The following is a 13,712-nucleotide window of genomic DNA, read 5'->3' on the forward strand; positions in this document are numbered from 1 at the left end:
GGTCAAACCTAGCGTAAGGTGGGTTCCGTGGAGCGCGGGTTGAGGAAGCAGCGGACACGGCAGGCGATCTCCGACGCGGCGACGCGGTTGTTCATCTCGCGGGGGTTCGAGGAGGTGACGATCGCGCAGGTCGCGGAGGCGGCGGACGTGGCGAAGATGACGGTCACCAACCACTTCCCGCGCAAGGAGGACCTGGTCTTCGACGTGCACGAGTCGTTCGTGGCGAGCCTGGCGGCGGTGCGGGACCGGCCGTTGGTGCCGGCCTTCCGGGAGGCGTGGTTCGGGGGGCTCGAGCGCCGGGATGCCCTGCTCGGTTTCTCGGGGCCGGAGTTCGCGCGGATGGTCGTCGAGAGCCCGACGCTGCTCGCGCGGTTGCGTGAGTTGCACGAGGAGCGGGAGAAGGCGCTGGCCACCGCGCTGCTGGAGGAGTTCGACGCCGACACCGCGCGCGCCGCGGCGGCCCAGATCGCCGGCGTGCACCGCCTGCTGTTCGACGAGGTGCTGCGGCGCACCGCGACCGGCGAGCAGGCGGCGGTGGTCGCGGAGGCGGTGGGGCGGGCAGGGGCGCGGATGTTCGATCTGCTGGAGGCCGGGCTGGGCGCGCTCTAGCTTGCGGCCCGGTTCGGCTGTGCTGGCTCTCGGGGGTGGAGCGGATCGAGCGGATTTTGATGAACGGTCCATTCATGTGGCGGTGATGGGGTTTGTGGTGGGTGGATGAATGGCCCGTCCATGCCCTCGTGTGCGGGTGGGCATGTGGTGCTTCGATGAATGGTCCGTTCACGCGGCGGCGATTGGGTCTGTGGTGGGTGGATGAACGGCCCGTTCGTGCCTTCGCGAGTGGGTGGGCATGTGGTGCGCCGATGAACGGCCCGTTCACGCGGCGGCGATGGGGCCGCGGTGCCTCGATGAATTGTCCGTTCACACCGCGGCGATCGGGTCTGTCGTGGGTGGATGAATGGCCCGTCCATGCCTTCGCCCGTGGGTGGACATGTCGTGCTTCGATGAATGGTTCGTTCATCGGTTCGCGGGTGGGCCAGTCGTGCGGAGATGAACGGGCCGTTCATGCCTTCGCGTGCGGGTGGGCCGGTGGTGCCTCGATGAACGGCCCATTCATCGCTTCACCGCTGCACCATTGGACCAGCGGCGAGCCGATGAATGGTCCGTTCAACCACGCACACCTGGACGGCACCAGCGGCGGTCGGTGAACGGTCCATTCATCGCAGCGCGAGAGGGCCAGTCGCACCGCGACGAATAGGTTCACTCCAGCCGAACCACGGACGCCCTAAGCCCGCGAAGCGCAAGAGCGCTACTCCAGACGAACCACGGACGTCCGAAGCCCGCGAAGCGCAAGAGCCCCACTCCAGACGAACCACCGAAGCCCGAAGCCCGCGAAGCGGAAAAACCCCACTCACTCCCCAGCAGCCGCTTTCGCCCGGGCCAGCAGCACATCCCGCTCCCGGGCGTTCCGCGTCAGCGAAGCCGCCCGTTCGAACTCCGCCCGTGCCTCCGCCAGGCGCCCCACCTTCGCGAGCAGGTCGCCCCGCACCGTGGGCAACAGGTGGTACCTCGCGAGCGCCGGCGAGGCTGTCAGCTCGTCCACCAACGGCAGCGCCGCCTCGGGACCCGAAGCCATCGACACCGCCACCGCGCGGTTCAGCTCCACCACCGGCGACGGCGTCACCTCCGCCAGCTCCCCGTACAGCGCGGCGATCCGCTCCCAATCGGTGTCCTCCGGCGCACCCGCCCGCGCGTGGCACGCCGCGATCGCCGCCTGCAGCACGTACGGTCCGCGCACCGGCGACAGGCTCTCCGCCCGCTCCAGCGCCGCCAGACCGTGCCCGATCAGCAACCGGTCCCACTTCGCCCGGTTCTGGTCCAGCAACAGGATCGGCTCACCGTCCGGCGTCACCCGCGCCCTGGACCGCGACGCCTGCAACTCCATCAACGCCACCAGCCCGAACACCTCGGGCTCCCGCGGCGCCAGCCCGGCCAGGATCCGCCCCAGCCGCATCGCGTCGGCGCACAACTGCGGGCGCATCCAGTCGTCGCCGGCCGTGGCGGAGTATCCCTCGTTGAAGATCAGGTACACGACCTCCAGCACGGACCCCAGCCGCTCCGCCAGCTCCGGCCCGGCAGGCACCTCGAACGGCACCTTCTTCTGCGCCAGCGTCCGCTTCGCCCGCACGATCCGCTGCGCCACCGTCGACTCCGGCACCAGGAACGCACGCGCGATCTCGTCCGTCGTCAGCCCACCCAGCAAGCGCAACGTCAGCGCCACCCGCGCCTCCGTCTTCAGCACCGGATGGCACGCCGTGAAGATCAACCGCAACAGGTCGTCCGGCACCTCGTCCGGCTCGACCTCGATCGCCTGCTGCGACGTCTCCAGGTCGAGCCCGATCTCCTCGTGCTTGCGCTCCGCCATCTTCAGGTGCCGGAAGTGGTCGATCGCGCGGCGCTTGGCGATCGTCATCAGCCACGCGCCCGGGTTCGACGGCACACCGGACGACGGCCACTGCTCCAGCGCCGCCACCAGCGCGTCCTGCGCCAGCTCCTCGGCCAGCCCGACGTCGCGCACCATGCGCGTCAGCGCGGCGATCAGCTTCGCGGACTCGATGCGCCACACGGCGTCGATGGTGCGGTGTGCCTCGGTGACCGTCACGGTCACCGAGCACACCACCTCACCGCGGCGAGGGCAAGGTCTTACTGACCGTGCTGCTCGGCCACCTGCTTGCGCATCCGCTCCTCGGCCTCGCGCAGCTCCGGCGTGTACGCGTCACCGAAGTCCTCGGCCTCGAACACCTGCCGGATCTCGATCTCGGTGTCCCGGAACGGCGCCCGCTTCAGCCACTCGACGGCCTCCTCCTTCGACTTCACGTCGAGGATCCAGAACCCCGCGATCAGCTCCTTCGACTCGGCGAACGGGCCGTCGATCACGGTCGTGCCCTCGCTGGAGTACCGCACGCGCGCACCCTTCGAGGTGGGGTGCAGGCCCTCGCCGGCGAGCATCACACCGGCCTTGACCAGCTCCTCGTTGAACTTGCCCATCTCGGCCAGCTCCTGCTCGGTGGGCATCGCGCCGGCCTCGGTGTTCTCGTCGCCCTTGACCAGGACCATGAACTTCATCGTCGTCTCCCTGCTGTCGAGGTGGTCCCCAATGGGACCGTCACGATGACATCGATCGAGCCCCGGGCGAATCGACAACGGCGGACAATTTTCTTTCGGAAATCTTCAGCGCACCCCGGTCAGCACGAGAACCCGCTGCTCAGTGAGGTCTTCCATCGTCGCGCGGACCCCCTCCCGGCCGGTGCCGGACTCCTTCACCCCGCCGTAGGGCATCTGGTCGGCCCGGTAGCTCGGCACGTCGCCGACCACCACGCCGCCGACCTCCAGCCGCGCCGAAGCCTCGAACGCGACCCGCAGGTCGTGCGTGAAGACCCCGGCCTGCAGACCGAACCGCGACGCGTTGACCCGCTCGAAGGCCTCCTCGACCGAGTCGACCGGCGCGAGCGACAGCACCGGGCCGAAGATCTCCTCGGCGTTGACCGCGCAGTCCTCCGGCGCACCGGCGAGCACGGTCGGCGCGACGGTCGCGCCCTGCCGCGTCCCGCCGGCGAGCAGCTCGGCGCCCGCCGCGACCGCGTCGTCGACCCACGACTGCACCCGCACCGCGGCCGCCTCGTTGATCAGTGGGCCGACCTCGCCGTCCACGTCCAGCTTGCGCACGTGGGCGACGACCCGGTCGGCCAGCTCGGCGTACACGTCCCGGTGCGCGTAGACCCGCTGCACCGAGATGCATGACTGGCCGCCCTGGTAGGTGCCGAACGTCGCGATGCGCTGCGCCGCGAACTCCAGGTCCGTCCAGTCCGGGCAGACGATCGCCGCCGCGTTGCCGCCCAGCTCCAGGGTCACGTGCTTGCGCGGCACCCGGTCCTGGATCGCCCAGCCGACCGGTCCGGACCCGGTGAACGACACGACCGGCAGCCGCGGGTCCGCGACCAGTTCGCTCGCCGCCTCGTTCGGCATCGGCAGGACCGACCAGGAGCCGGCGGGCAGGCCGGTCTCGGCGAGCAGTTCGCCGAGCACCAGTGCGGTCAGCGGGGTCGCGGGCGCGGGCTTGAGCACGATCGGGCAGCCCGCGGCGATCGCCGGGGCCACCTTGTGGGCGACGAGGTTGAGCGGGAAGTTGAACGGCGTGATCCCCAGGACCGGCCCGCGTGGCGCGCGCCGGACCAGGGCCAGCCGCCCGGCGGAGGCGGCGTCGGTGTCGAGCCGCTGCAGCTCGCCGGAGAACCGGCGGGCCTCCTCGGCGGCCCAGCGGAAGGTCGACACCCCGCGCCCGACCTCGGCCCGCGCCCACTTCAACGGCTTGCCCGACTCGGCGTGGATCAGGTCCGCGATTTCGTCGGCGCGCTCGGCCAGGCGCCGGGAGACGTGGTCCAGTGCGTCCGCGCGCACGTACGCGGGCAGCTGCGCGACCTCGTGCCGGACGTCGTGCGCGGCCGCGACGGCGGCTTCGACGTCCGCCGCGGTCGCGTTGCTGGTGGTTCCGGCGAGCGCGCCGTCGCGGGGGTTGCGGATTTCGACGAGGTCGTCGCTCGTCGCCGGGCGCCCGGCGACCCAGTACGGGAAGGTCATCGATCCAGCATCGGCCCGCCCGGCGCGGACGGAAATGGCCGGACTGGCCAGTCGGTGGTCCGAGAACTGGACGAAGTGGCAGAGTGGTGCTCGTGCCGGTGACCCTGCGGCGACTGCTCGCCGACCCGACGCTCGGTCTGCGCGTGCTGGCCGGGGAGTCCGGTTTGGACCGCCCGGTGGGGTGGGTGCACGTCAGCGAGCTGGACGACCCGACGCCGTTCCTCGAAGGCGGTGAGCTGCTGCTCACCACGGGACTGCGGCTGTCCGGCGAGCCCGGGTACGTGACCAGGCTGACGGCGCGCGGGCTGGCCGGGCTCGGTTTCGGCATCGGGCTCAGCCACGCCGAGGCCCCCGCCGCGCTGGTGCGCGCCGCCGCCGACGCCGGGCTGCCGCTGCTCGAAGTGCCCCGGCGGACGCCGTTCATCGCGATCAGCAAGGCGGTGTCGGCAGCGCTTGCGGCGGACTCGTACGCCGAGGTCACGGCCACCAATACGGCGCAGCAGGAGTTGACGCGGGCCGCGTTGCGGGGGCCGGACGCGGCGGTGCGGCGGTTGGCGCGGCTGCTCGACGGGTTCGTGTTGCTGGTCGGTCGCGGCGGCGAGCTGGTGCGGGCCGCCCCGGCGGCGGCCGGGGAACGGCTGCCGTCCGTGGCGGGCGAGCTGGCGCGGCTGCGCGGCGGGCCGGCGAGCGCCAGTTTCGAGGTGGACGGGCAACACGTCGTCGTCCAGGTGCTGCGCGACCAGGGGTTCCTCGTCGCCGGGCGGCCGGAGCCGTTCGACCGGACCAGCGGGCACGTGCTGAGCGCCGCCGCGTCACTGCTCACCCTCACGTTGACGCGGGCGCGTGGGCTGGAGTCGGAGCGCCGCAAGGTACATACGGCATGTATGCGTTTGTTGCTGGCCGGGCAGCACGAGCTGGTCGCGGGGATCGCCGGCCTGCCGCCGGAGCCGGTCGAGGTGTTCGCGCTGACCGGCCGGCCCGACCGGGTGCTCGACGCGCTCGACGGCAGCCCGGCGTTCGCCGCCGAGCTGGACGGGATCGTCGTGGCGATCGGGCCGTCCGGCTGGTCCCCGGAGCTGGCCGGCGGGGTGGCGCCGGCGGCCGGCTACGGCGAGCTGGCGCAGGCGCACCAGCGGGCGATGCGCGTTGCCTCGCAGACGGAGCTGGTGCGGTTCCGCGGTGACCTGGTCTCGCTGCTGCCCGCGGAGGAGGCGCAAGCGTTTGCCGCCGCGGTGCTGGAACCGTTGGTGCGCCACGACGAGACCGGGCGCGGCGATCTGGTGGCCTCGCTCGCGGAGTGGCTGCGGCGGCACGGGCAGTGGGACCCGGCGGCGGCGCGGCTCGGCGTCCACCGGCACACCCTGCGCAACCGCATCGCGAAGGTCGCCGAGCTGACCGGGCGCGATCTCGACGACCCGGACGTGCGGGCGGAGCTGTGGACGGCGTTGCGGCTGCGCGGCCTAGGGTCGGGGGGTGTCCGTGCGTGAACTGGTGGTGCTGGGGACCGGGAGCCAGGTGCCGACGCGCACCCGCAACCACAACGGCTACCTGCTGCGCTGGGACGGCGAGGGCCTGCTGTTCGACCCCGGCGAGGGCACGCAGCGGCAGATGCTGTTCGCCGGGGTGGCGGCCAGTTCGATCACCCGGATCTGCCTGAGCCACTTCCACGGCGACCACTGCCTCGGGGTGCCGGGCGTGGTGCAGCGGTTGTCGCTGGACGGGGTGCGGCACCCGGTGGTCGCGCACTACCCGGCCTCCGGCGCGGAGTACTTCGCGCGGCTGCGGCACGCGAGCGTCTTCCACGAGACGGCGGAGCTGGTGGAGTCGCCGGTGGCCGAGCCGGGTGAGATCGCGCGCGGCGCGTTCGGCCGTCTGGTCGCGCGGCGGCTGTCGCACCCCGTCGAGTCGTTCGGCTACCAGCTGGTCGAGCCGGACACCCGGCGGATGCTGCCGGACCGGCTGACGGCCCTCGGCGTGCGCGGCCCGGCGGTCGGGCAGCTGCAGCGGGACGGGTTCGTCGAGGTCGGCGGGCGGCGGATCGAGCTGTCGGCGGCGAGCGAGCCGCGCCGGGGCCAGCGGTTCGCGTTCGTGATGGACACCCGGCTCTGCGACGGCGTCTTCGAGCTGGCCGAGGACGCGGACCTGCTGGTGATCGAGTCGACGTTCCTGTCCGCGGACGCCGCGCTGGCCACCGAGTACGGGCACCTGACGGCCGCGCAGGCCGGGCGGGTGGCGGCCGAGTGCGGGGTGCGGAAGCTGGTGCTGTCGCACTTCTCGCAGCGGTACCCGGACCCGGAGGCGTTCCGCGCCGAGGCGGCCGCGTCGTTCGGTGGCGAGATCGTGGTGGCCTCCGACATCAGCCGCGTCGCGGTGCCGGCCCGGCGCCCCGAGCGGGCGGCGGCAGGCTGACCTTTTTCCACCCGGTCGGCGCGGCCGCGAAACAGCCGCGAAACCGCCGGTGGGAGCCACTTCGGGACCCCCGTCGCGATCGGGGCTGTGTCACACGGGTGGGGGATAGCTGCAGGTCATTGAAGTGTGGCCCTGCCAGGGCTGGGTAGCCACTTCAACGAAAGCGCTTCAGAAACGGGGCGCAGGTTGCTCCTGCAACGGAAGGGAGAGAGGCCAGTGGCAACGTCCAACCTGGCGGCCGTCGACTTCGGCCAGGGTGTGTCCAACGCCTGGAGCGCGGTGGCGACCTTCGTGCCGAAGTTCGTCGCGTTCCTGGTGATCCTCGCGATCGGCTGGTTCATCGCCAAGGCGCTGAGCAAGATCGTCGACAAGGTGCTCGAGAAGGTCGGGTTCGACCGGGTGGTCGAGCGCGGCGGGATCAAACAGATGCTCGCCAAGAGCAAGTACGACGCCTCGGACATCATCGCCAAGCTGGTGTACTACGCGGTTCTGCTGATCGCCCTGCAGTTCGCCTTCGGCGTGTGGGGGCCGAACCCGGTGAGCGGGCTGCTCGCGGGGATCGTCGCGTGGCTGCCGAAGGCCGCGGTGGCGATCATCATCGTGGTCGTCGCAGGCGCGATCGCCCGCGCGGTGAAGGACCTGGTCGGCGGTGCCCTCAGTGGCCTGTCCTACGGCAAGACGCTGGGCACGATCGCGGCGGTGTTCATCTGGGCGCTGGGCATCATCGCGGCCCTCAACCAGATCGGCGTCGCCACCACCGTCACCACGCCGGTGCTGGTCACCGTGCTCGCGACGATCGGCGGTGTCGTCATCGTCGGCATGGGCGGTGGCCTGGTGAAGCCGATGCAGCAGCGCTGGGAGCGCTGGCTGGGCCGCGCCGAGGAGCAGATCCCGGCGGCCAAGGCGCACGCCGAGGCCTACCAGCGGGGCCGTGAGGACGCGACCCGCGCGACCACGCCGAGCGCGGAGGAGGCCACGCAGGAGATGCGCCAGCCGACCGGTTCCCTGGGGTCGGACCGCGGCGCGACCATGCGGCCGCCGGAGAGCTTCCGGTAACGACGGGGAGCACCCCTCAAGACGGGGAGCACAGGGAGAGGCGGCCGGTCCGGCGACGGACCGGCCGTTCTCTTGCGCCTAGTGCAGTTCGAGTTCGAAGCCCTGGCGGTAGTGGGGGTCGTCCATCGAGTTCGCCAGTGTGCAGACCGCCAGCAGGCGGAAGGTCAGCCAGTCCATCGGCCCCGATTCCGGGCCCTGCGGCACGGTCAGCCGCCAGCCGGCCTCCCGGGCGTGGTCGAGCAGGCCGCGCGCGTAGCCGGCGAGCAGCACGACCCCCGCGACGGCCGCGGAACCCTCCACGCCCGCGGCGAGGATGTCGCGCACCGCGGCCGCGTGCTGGTCGACCACCGCCGTCAGGCCGGGCGCGGTGGCCACGGCGGCGACGAGTCCCGCGGCGCCCAGCTGGCTGTGCAGATGATTCAGCGTCCGACGGGACGTGCGTTCCGCCCAGACCGCGGCCATACCGAACATGCCTTCCACGGTAACTCCCGGATTCGACCTCGTGGCCGGGGGAGGCGACGATCGACATGGCCGTTTTCCTCGGAGTGGCAACGGGGTGTCAGCGCGGGATCACCGGCGGCTGCCACGACGGTGCCGAATTTCACGATGGCGAGGTGCGAATGAGCGGGCTCGGCGGGTTTCGGTCGGCGGGTGAGCGGGCACGCTACGAGGCCGTTTACGACGAAGCGCTGCGCGCGATGCCCGAACCGGCCGCGGTGCGCGACCTCCCGACCGCCTTCGGCGCGGTCCGCGTCTACCGCTTCGGCACCGGCGGCGAGCCGCTCGTCCTGCTGCCCGGGCGCTGCGGCACCAGCGTCGCGTTCCGGGCGGGCATTCCGGCGCTGGCCCGGCGCCACCGCGTCCACACCGTCGACCCGCTCGGCGAACCGGGCCGCAGCGAACAGACCGCGCCCGTCCGTGACGGTGCGGACCAGGCGCGCTGGCTCGACGAAACACTGGCCCGGCTCGGCCTCGAACGGGCGCACCTGCTCGGCGTCTCGACCGGCGGGTGGCTGGCCGCGAACCTCGCGGTCCGGCGGCCGGAGCGGGTCGCTTCGCTGACGCTGGCCGACCCGGTCGCCACGTTCGCGCCGGTGCCGCCCGGGCTGGTGCTGCGGGCCCTCCCGGTCGGCCTGCGTTACGTCTCGAGCTGGGCCCGTCCGCGGTTCCTCCGCTGGGCCACCGGCGCGGACCCGGCGGACACCGTCGAAGGGCGGCTGCTCAGCGCCGGGTTCCAGCACTTCCGGACCGCGCTGCCGCGGCCGGTCCCGTTCACCGACGAGCAGCTGCGTGCTCTCGCGATGCCGGTGCTGGCGATCATCGCCGGCCGCAGCGTGGTGCACGATCCGCGACGGGCGTACGCCCGGGCCCGCGCCCTGCTCCAGCGCGGTGAGGTGGAACTGTGGCCGGACGCGGCGCCGGTCGAGGAGGTCGCCGAGCGGGCGTTGCGCTTCCTGCCCGGGAGCTGATCTGTCGCGAGTGGACGGTCACGCACCGTCACCGCTGACGGCCGGGTGGCCGGGGTTCTTCGAGCAGCATCGCGCGCAGGAGTTCCCGGGCCTGACGGCGGATCTGCACCGAGTCGCCGTGGCCGCCGATGGTCCAGAGCAGCTCGGCCAGCGCGCAGCCCGCCGTCTTCTGCAGCGAGCCCAAGTATTGGGCGAAGTGCTGAGCCCAGCGCCCGTGCAGGGTCACCAGCAGCTCGTCGCCGAACTGGTTGCGCAGCACGATTTCGTCGCCGTCGCCCTCCTGGGTCCAGAACGGCAGCGCGCCCGCGAGCGAGCGCCACTGGTCCGCCAGCTCGGCGATCCGTTTCCGCTCCAGGCGGTCTTCCTCGTCCTGCCGGTTCATCGTGCACTCCCTACCCTCCGTGCACGACGCTAGAACAGGTGTTCGATGATCACAAGCTCGGGGTGGGAGCCGTCTCAGGTTCGGCCGGCTGCACCTGGACCTCGAACCCGTAGCCGGGAGACGGCGGGAAACCGGTCTCGCCGATCGCCTGGATCGACACGCTGTCGCCGGGGAAGAGGTAGCCGGATCCCTTGACCGGCTCCGGATTCGTGCCGCACGGGAACATCACCGTGTGCCAGTCCTCGCGCGGCGACCGGTACCGCACCCCCATTTTCGGCGTGCTCAGCATCTGCGCCGCCGGGCAGGTGCCGGAAACGCTCAGCTCGATCGAATAGGCCTGGTCGCCGTCCTTGGTCACGGCGCCTTCGATCTGCAGGCCCCAGCCGTTTCCGTAGTACGACGTGAGAAATGCCGGCTCGGCGGCGGCGGGCGCCGTGGCCAGCAGGAACGCGGCGGCGGTCAGTACGGCGATCTTTCGCATGAATCCGACGGTGACAAGCCCGGTCGGCGCGCGCAAACCGCCGGTGTCCCTCGAATGAGGGTCACTCCCAATGCTCGGCGCCGCGGGCGATCAATTTCAGCCGGTTCTCCGCGGTGGCGAGAATGCGCTCGTCGGATTCCGCGCTGCGCGGCACGGTTTCGATGAGTTCCACCGCGGTGGACAGCAGCATCGTGACGATCATGTCGGCGAGCATTCGCAGGTCGTCGGTGCGCCAGCGGCGCAGGCAGTCGAACCGGGCGAGGTCGACGGCCAGGTCGCCGGCGAACATGCGCAGTTCCGTGCGCGCGGCCTGCGGCACCGCGCCGGATCCGCCGTGCCGTTCCCTGGTCAGGAAGCGGAAGTGGGCCTCGTGCGCGCGGGTGTACTCGTGCAGGGTCCGCACGACGGTGCGGGCGACCTGGTCGAAGTCGGTGCCGGTGTCCCGCGCGGCGTCGAGCATGCGGCGCAGGACCGCCATCGATTCGCCGAGCAGCACCAGGCCGAGCTCGTCCATGGATGTGAAGTGCCGGTAGAAGGCGGTGGGCACGATGTCCGCCTGCTTGGTCACCTCGCGCAGGCTGAGCACCGCGAACGGGCGGTCGGCGAGCTGGGCGAGCGCGGCGTCCAGCAGGGCCTGGCGGGTGCGCTGTTTGCGTTCCTGCCGGCTCACGGGCTTCACGGACTCGGCCGACACGTCGTCGATCTTACGTCCGGTTCCGGGTGCGACCTGCGTCACGCCCGCACCTCCTTCGGTTGACAGCGCCCCCGCCGGGTACGCCACCATTGAGTGTACAAGTGTTCTCCGAAATTGATCCCGGGGAGGAATCATGCGGCTCGCCGCGATCGCCGAGGCGCTGCTCACCCCGCACGGCATCGACCGCTACCTGGAGCTCATCGACCCGATGCTGGTCCGCCGCGAGATCCGCGGCGAGGTCACCGCGGTCGAGCACCAGACCCCCGGCACGGTCACGCTGACGCTGAAGCCGAACTCGGCGTGGCGCGGGTTCCAGGCCGGCCAGTACGTGCGGGTCTCGGTGGACATCGACGGCGTGCGCCGCACCCGGTGCTACTCGCCGGCCGGTTCCCAGTACCGGGACGGGCGGCTGGAGCTGACGATCAAGGCGCAGGGACTGGTGTCGCAGCACCTCAACCGGGCCCGGCCGGGCTGGGTGCTGGGCCTGTCCCAGGCGGACGGCACGTTCACCCTGCCCGAGCCGCGACCGGAGAAGCTGCTGCTGATCAGCGGCGGCAGCGGGATCACCCCGCTGATGTCGATGCTGCGCACGCTCGCCGACGAGGGGCATCGCGGCGAGGTGGTGTTCCTGCACTACGCGAACACCCCGGACGACGTGCTCTACGCCCGCGAGCTGGCGCGGCAGGCCCCGAACGTGCGGGTCGTGCTCGCGTGCACGCACGCGGCGGGCGGCGAGCTGCGCGGGTTCTTCTCGCGGGAACACCTGGTCGAGGCCGCGCCCTGGTACGCCGGCGGGCTGACCTACCTGTGCGGGCCCGCGCCGCTGATGGACTCGGTGCGGGCTGTGTACGACAGCGAACAATTGAGTGAACAGCTGATCACCGAAGAGTTCGCGCCGCCGGAGCTGGTGATCGACGAGTCGGCGGCCGAGGGGACCGTGCGGTTCGCGCACAGCGGTGTCGAGTTCCCCAACTCGGGCCGCCCGCTGCTGGAACAGGCCGAGGAGGCCGGGCTCCGCCCGGAGCACGGGTGCCGGATGGGCATCTGCTTCTCCTGCACGAAGGTCAAGGCCCGCGGCCGGGTGCGGAACGCGAAGTCGGGCGAGGTGTCCGGCGAGGAGAACGAAGAGATCCAGCTCTGCATCTCCGTCCCCGCCGGGGACGTGGAGATCGACGCGTAGAGGAGCTTTCCCATGACCGGCTTGCAGGACCGGCTGACGCCGGAGCAGATCGAGGAGTTCGGCCGCGAGATGGACGCGATCCGGCAGCGGATCGTCGCCGACCTCGGCCAGGACGACGTCGACTACATCAGGAACGTGATCAAGACGCAGCGCGGGCTGGAGGTCGCCGGGCGGGCGCTGATGTTCGCCGGGTTCTTCCCGCCCGCCTGGCTTGCCGGGGTCGGCGCGCTGTCGCTGGCGAAGATCCTGGACAACATGGAGATCGGCCACAATGTGATGCACGGCCAGTACGACTGGACGCGCATCCCCGAGCTGAGCTCGCAGAAGTTCGAGTGGGACACGATGGCGCCCGCGGAGAACTGGCGGCACTCGCACAACTACATCCATCACACGTTCACCAACGTGCTCGACAAGGACCGCGACATCGGGTACGGCATCCTGCGCATCGACCCGGCGCAGAAGTGGCACCCTTACTACCTGGGCAACCCGGTGTACGCGACGGTGCTGGCGTTCATCTTCCAGTGGGGCGTGATGTTGCACGACCTGGAGTTCGACCGGATCGTGCGTGGTGAGCGGAAGTGGTCGGACCCCGAGCTGAAGCAGATGCGCGAGCGGATGGCGCGCAAGGCGGTGAAGCAGGTCGGCAAGGACTACGTGTTGTTCCCGCTGCTCACCGGCCCGCTCGCGCCGCTGACGTTCCTGGGCAACGCGTCGGCGAACCTGACCCGCAACCTGTGGGCGTTCGCGATCATCTTCTGCGGCCACTTCCCGTCCGACGTCGAGAGCTTCACCGAGGAGGAGACCGAGAACGAGACGCGGGGCCAGTGGTACCTGCGCCAGATCCTCGGCTCGGCGAACATCACGGGCGGCCCGCTGTTCCACATCCTCAGCGGCAACCTTTCACATCAGATCGAGCACCACCTGTTCCCGGACATCCCGGCGCGGCGGTACCCGCAGATCGCCGCCGAGGTGCGGGCGGTGTGCGAGAAGTACGGGCTGCCCTACAACACCGGGCCGCTGCACAAGCAGTTGTGGTCGGTGGCGAAGAAGATCGTGAAGTTCGCGCTGCCGCCGCGGCCTCGGCAGGAGGACCGGACGCCCGATACGCTGGCGTCCGACAGGATTTCCGCGGCGGCGTAAGGACGTGTGATGGTCGATCCGATCGAAAGCGGCAAGGACACGGTCCAGGTGCTCACCGAGTCGGCAGCCACCCACATCGGCAACATAGCGACGATCATCACCGGCGCGGTGCGGGACATCGCCCGGGAAACGGGCGACTGGCTGACGGACCTCTTCGAGATGAGGGAAGCAGCAAGGCGCGCAAACGCCGACAAGCAGGACTAGAGGGTTCTTCGCGGCAACAACAAACCGCCGCCCGGCAACGCAAAGCAAGCGACTACCCCAAC

Annotated in this window: 15 protein-coding genes; 8 read left to right on the forward strand and 7 right to left on the reverse strand. The window is 71.1% G+C overall.

The genetic code is table 11. From position 1 onward, the window contains the following. The first annotated feature begins 18 nt into the window (after positions 1 to 18). On the forward strand, positions 19 to 609 hold the full coding sequence (locus tag ACCP09_RS25230; protein ID WP_433750818.1) for a TetR/AcrR family transcriptional regulator: 591 nt from the start codon (positions 19 to 21) through the stop codon (positions 607 to 609). A 799-nt stretch (positions 610 to 1,408) separates the two neighbouring features. Here ACCP09_RS25230 and ACCP09_RS25235 read toward each other — a convergent pair. The 3 genes from ACCP09_RS25235 to ACCP09_RS25245 form a co-directional block, all read right to left on the reverse strand. Then, positions 1,409 to 2,677 (reverse strand): RNA polymerase sigma factor, encoded by a 1,269-nt coding sequence (locus ACCP09_RS25235; RefSeq protein ID WP_027933930.1) that lies wholly within the window; start codon positions 2,675 to 2,677, stop codon positions 1,409 to 1,411. 23 nt (positions 2,678 to 2,700) lie between these two features. Next, positions 2,701 to 3,123, reverse strand: coding sequence for a YciI family protein (locus tag ACCP09_RS25240; RefSeq protein WP_027933931.1), 423 nt, complete (start codon positions 3,121 to 3,123; stop codon positions 2,701 to 2,703). 105 nt (positions 3,124 to 3,228) lie between these two features. After that, positions 3,229 to 4,635, reverse strand: coding sequence for an aldehyde dehydrogenase family protein (locus tag ACCP09_RS25245; protein WP_378364013.1), 1,407 nt, complete (start codon positions 4,633 to 4,635; stop codon positions 3,229 to 3,231). An 83-nt stretch (positions 4,636 to 4,718) separates the two neighbouring features. On the opposite strand from ACCP09_RS25245, the gene ACCP09_RS25250 reads away from it, so the two are divergent. From ACCP09_RS25250 to ACCP09_RS25260, 3 genes are all read left to right on the forward strand, one after another. Further along, positions 4,719 to 6,122, forward strand: coding sequence for a PucR family transcriptional regulator (locus tag ACCP09_RS25250; RefSeq protein WP_433750823.1), 1,404 nt, complete (start codon positions 4,719 to 4,721; stop codon positions 6,120 to 6,122). Beyond that, positions 6,109 to 7,044, forward strand: coding sequence for a ribonuclease Z (locus tag ACCP09_RS25255; protein ID WP_433750826.1), 936 nt, complete (start codon positions 6,109 to 6,111; stop codon positions 7,042 to 7,044). Before ACCP09_RS25250 ends, ACCP09_RS25255 begins: the two co-directional genes overlap by 14 nt. A gap of 216 nt (positions 7,045 to 7,260) precedes the next feature. Continuing rightward, complete coding sequence (locus tag ACCP09_RS25260; RefSeq protein WP_027933935.1) at positions 7,261 to 8,100, forward strand: mechanosensitive ion channel family protein; 840 nt, start codon at positions 7,261 to 7,263, stop codon at positions 8,098 to 8,100. A gap of 78 nt (positions 8,101 to 8,178) precedes the next feature. Here ACCP09_RS25260 and ACCP09_RS25265 read toward each other — a convergent pair whose 3' ends face one another. After that, positions 8,179 to 8,562 carry a DUF6401 family natural product biosynthesis protein gene (locus tag ACCP09_RS25265; protein WP_027933936.1) on the reverse strand — a complete coding sequence of 128 codons (384 nt, stop codon included), beginning with the start codon at positions 8,560 to 8,562 and terminating at the stop codon, positions 8,179 to 8,181. Between the two features lie 158 nt (positions 8,563 to 8,720). On the opposite strand from ACCP09_RS25265, the gene ACCP09_RS25270 reads away from it, so the two are divergent. Next, entirely contained in the window at positions 8,721 to 9,569 is an 849-nt protein-coding gene (locus ACCP09_RS25270) for an alpha/beta fold hydrolase (protein WP_433750839.1), read from the forward strand. A gap of 28 nt (positions 9,570 to 9,597) precedes the next feature. Here the strand turns inward: ACCP09_RS25270 and ACCP09_RS25275 are convergent, their stop codons facing one another. From ACCP09_RS25275 to ACCP09_RS25285, 3 genes are all read right to left on the reverse strand, one after another. Beyond that, positions 9,598 to 9,951 carry a hypothetical protein gene (locus ACCP09_RS25275; protein ID WP_433750829.1) on the reverse strand — a complete coding sequence of 118 codons (354 nt, stop codon included), beginning with the start codon at positions 9,949 to 9,951 and terminating at the stop codon, positions 9,598 to 9,600. A gap of 49 nt (positions 9,952 to 10,000) precedes the next feature. Beyond that, positions 10,001 to 10,432, reverse strand: a complete 432-nt coding sequence (locus ACCP09_RS25280) for a hypothetical protein (RefSeq protein WP_433750832.1) — start codon at positions 10,430 to 10,432, stop codon at positions 10,001 to 10,003. Positions 10,433 to 10,493: 61 nt separating this feature from the next. Next, positions 10,494 to 11,168 carry a TetR family transcriptional regulator gene (locus tag ACCP09_RS25285; protein WP_051362896.1) on the reverse strand — a complete coding sequence of 225 codons (675 nt, stop codon included), beginning with the start codon at positions 11,166 to 11,168 and terminating at the stop codon, positions 10,494 to 10,496. A 91-nt stretch (positions 11,169 to 11,259) separates the two neighbouring features. Here ACCP09_RS25285 and ACCP09_RS25290 point away from each other — a divergent pair, with 91 nt between their 5' ends. The 3 genes from ACCP09_RS25290 to ACCP09_RS25300 are packed head-to-tail and all read left to right on the forward strand — an operon-like array spanning position 11,260 to position 13,650. Then, positions 11,260 to 12,306 (forward strand): ferredoxin reductase, encoded by a 1,047-nt coding sequence (locus ACCP09_RS25290; RefSeq protein WP_378335107.1) that lies wholly within the window; start codon positions 11,260 to 11,262, stop codon positions 12,304 to 12,306. Between the two features lie 12 nt (positions 12,307 to 12,318). Beyond that, on the forward strand, positions 12,319 to 13,446 hold the full coding sequence (locus ACCP09_RS25295; protein ID WP_027933942.1) for a fatty acid desaturase family protein: 1,128 nt from the start codon (positions 12,319 to 12,321) through the stop codon (positions 13,444 to 13,446). A 9-nt stretch (positions 13,447 to 13,455) separates the two neighbouring features. Then, positions 13,456 to 13,650 (forward strand): hypothetical protein, encoded by a 195-nt coding sequence (locus ACCP09_RS25300; RefSeq protein ID WP_020421622.1) that lies wholly within the window; start codon positions 13,456 to 13,458, stop codon positions 13,648 to 13,650. Positions 13,651 to 13,712: the final 62 nt, after the last annotated feature.

Source organism: Amycolatopsis sp. 3B14 (assembly GCF_050958625.1).
Taxonomy (GTDB): domain Bacteria; phylum Actinomycetota; class Actinomycetes; order Mycobacteriales; family Pseudonocardiaceae; genus Amycolatopsis_E; species Amycolatopsis_E thermoflava.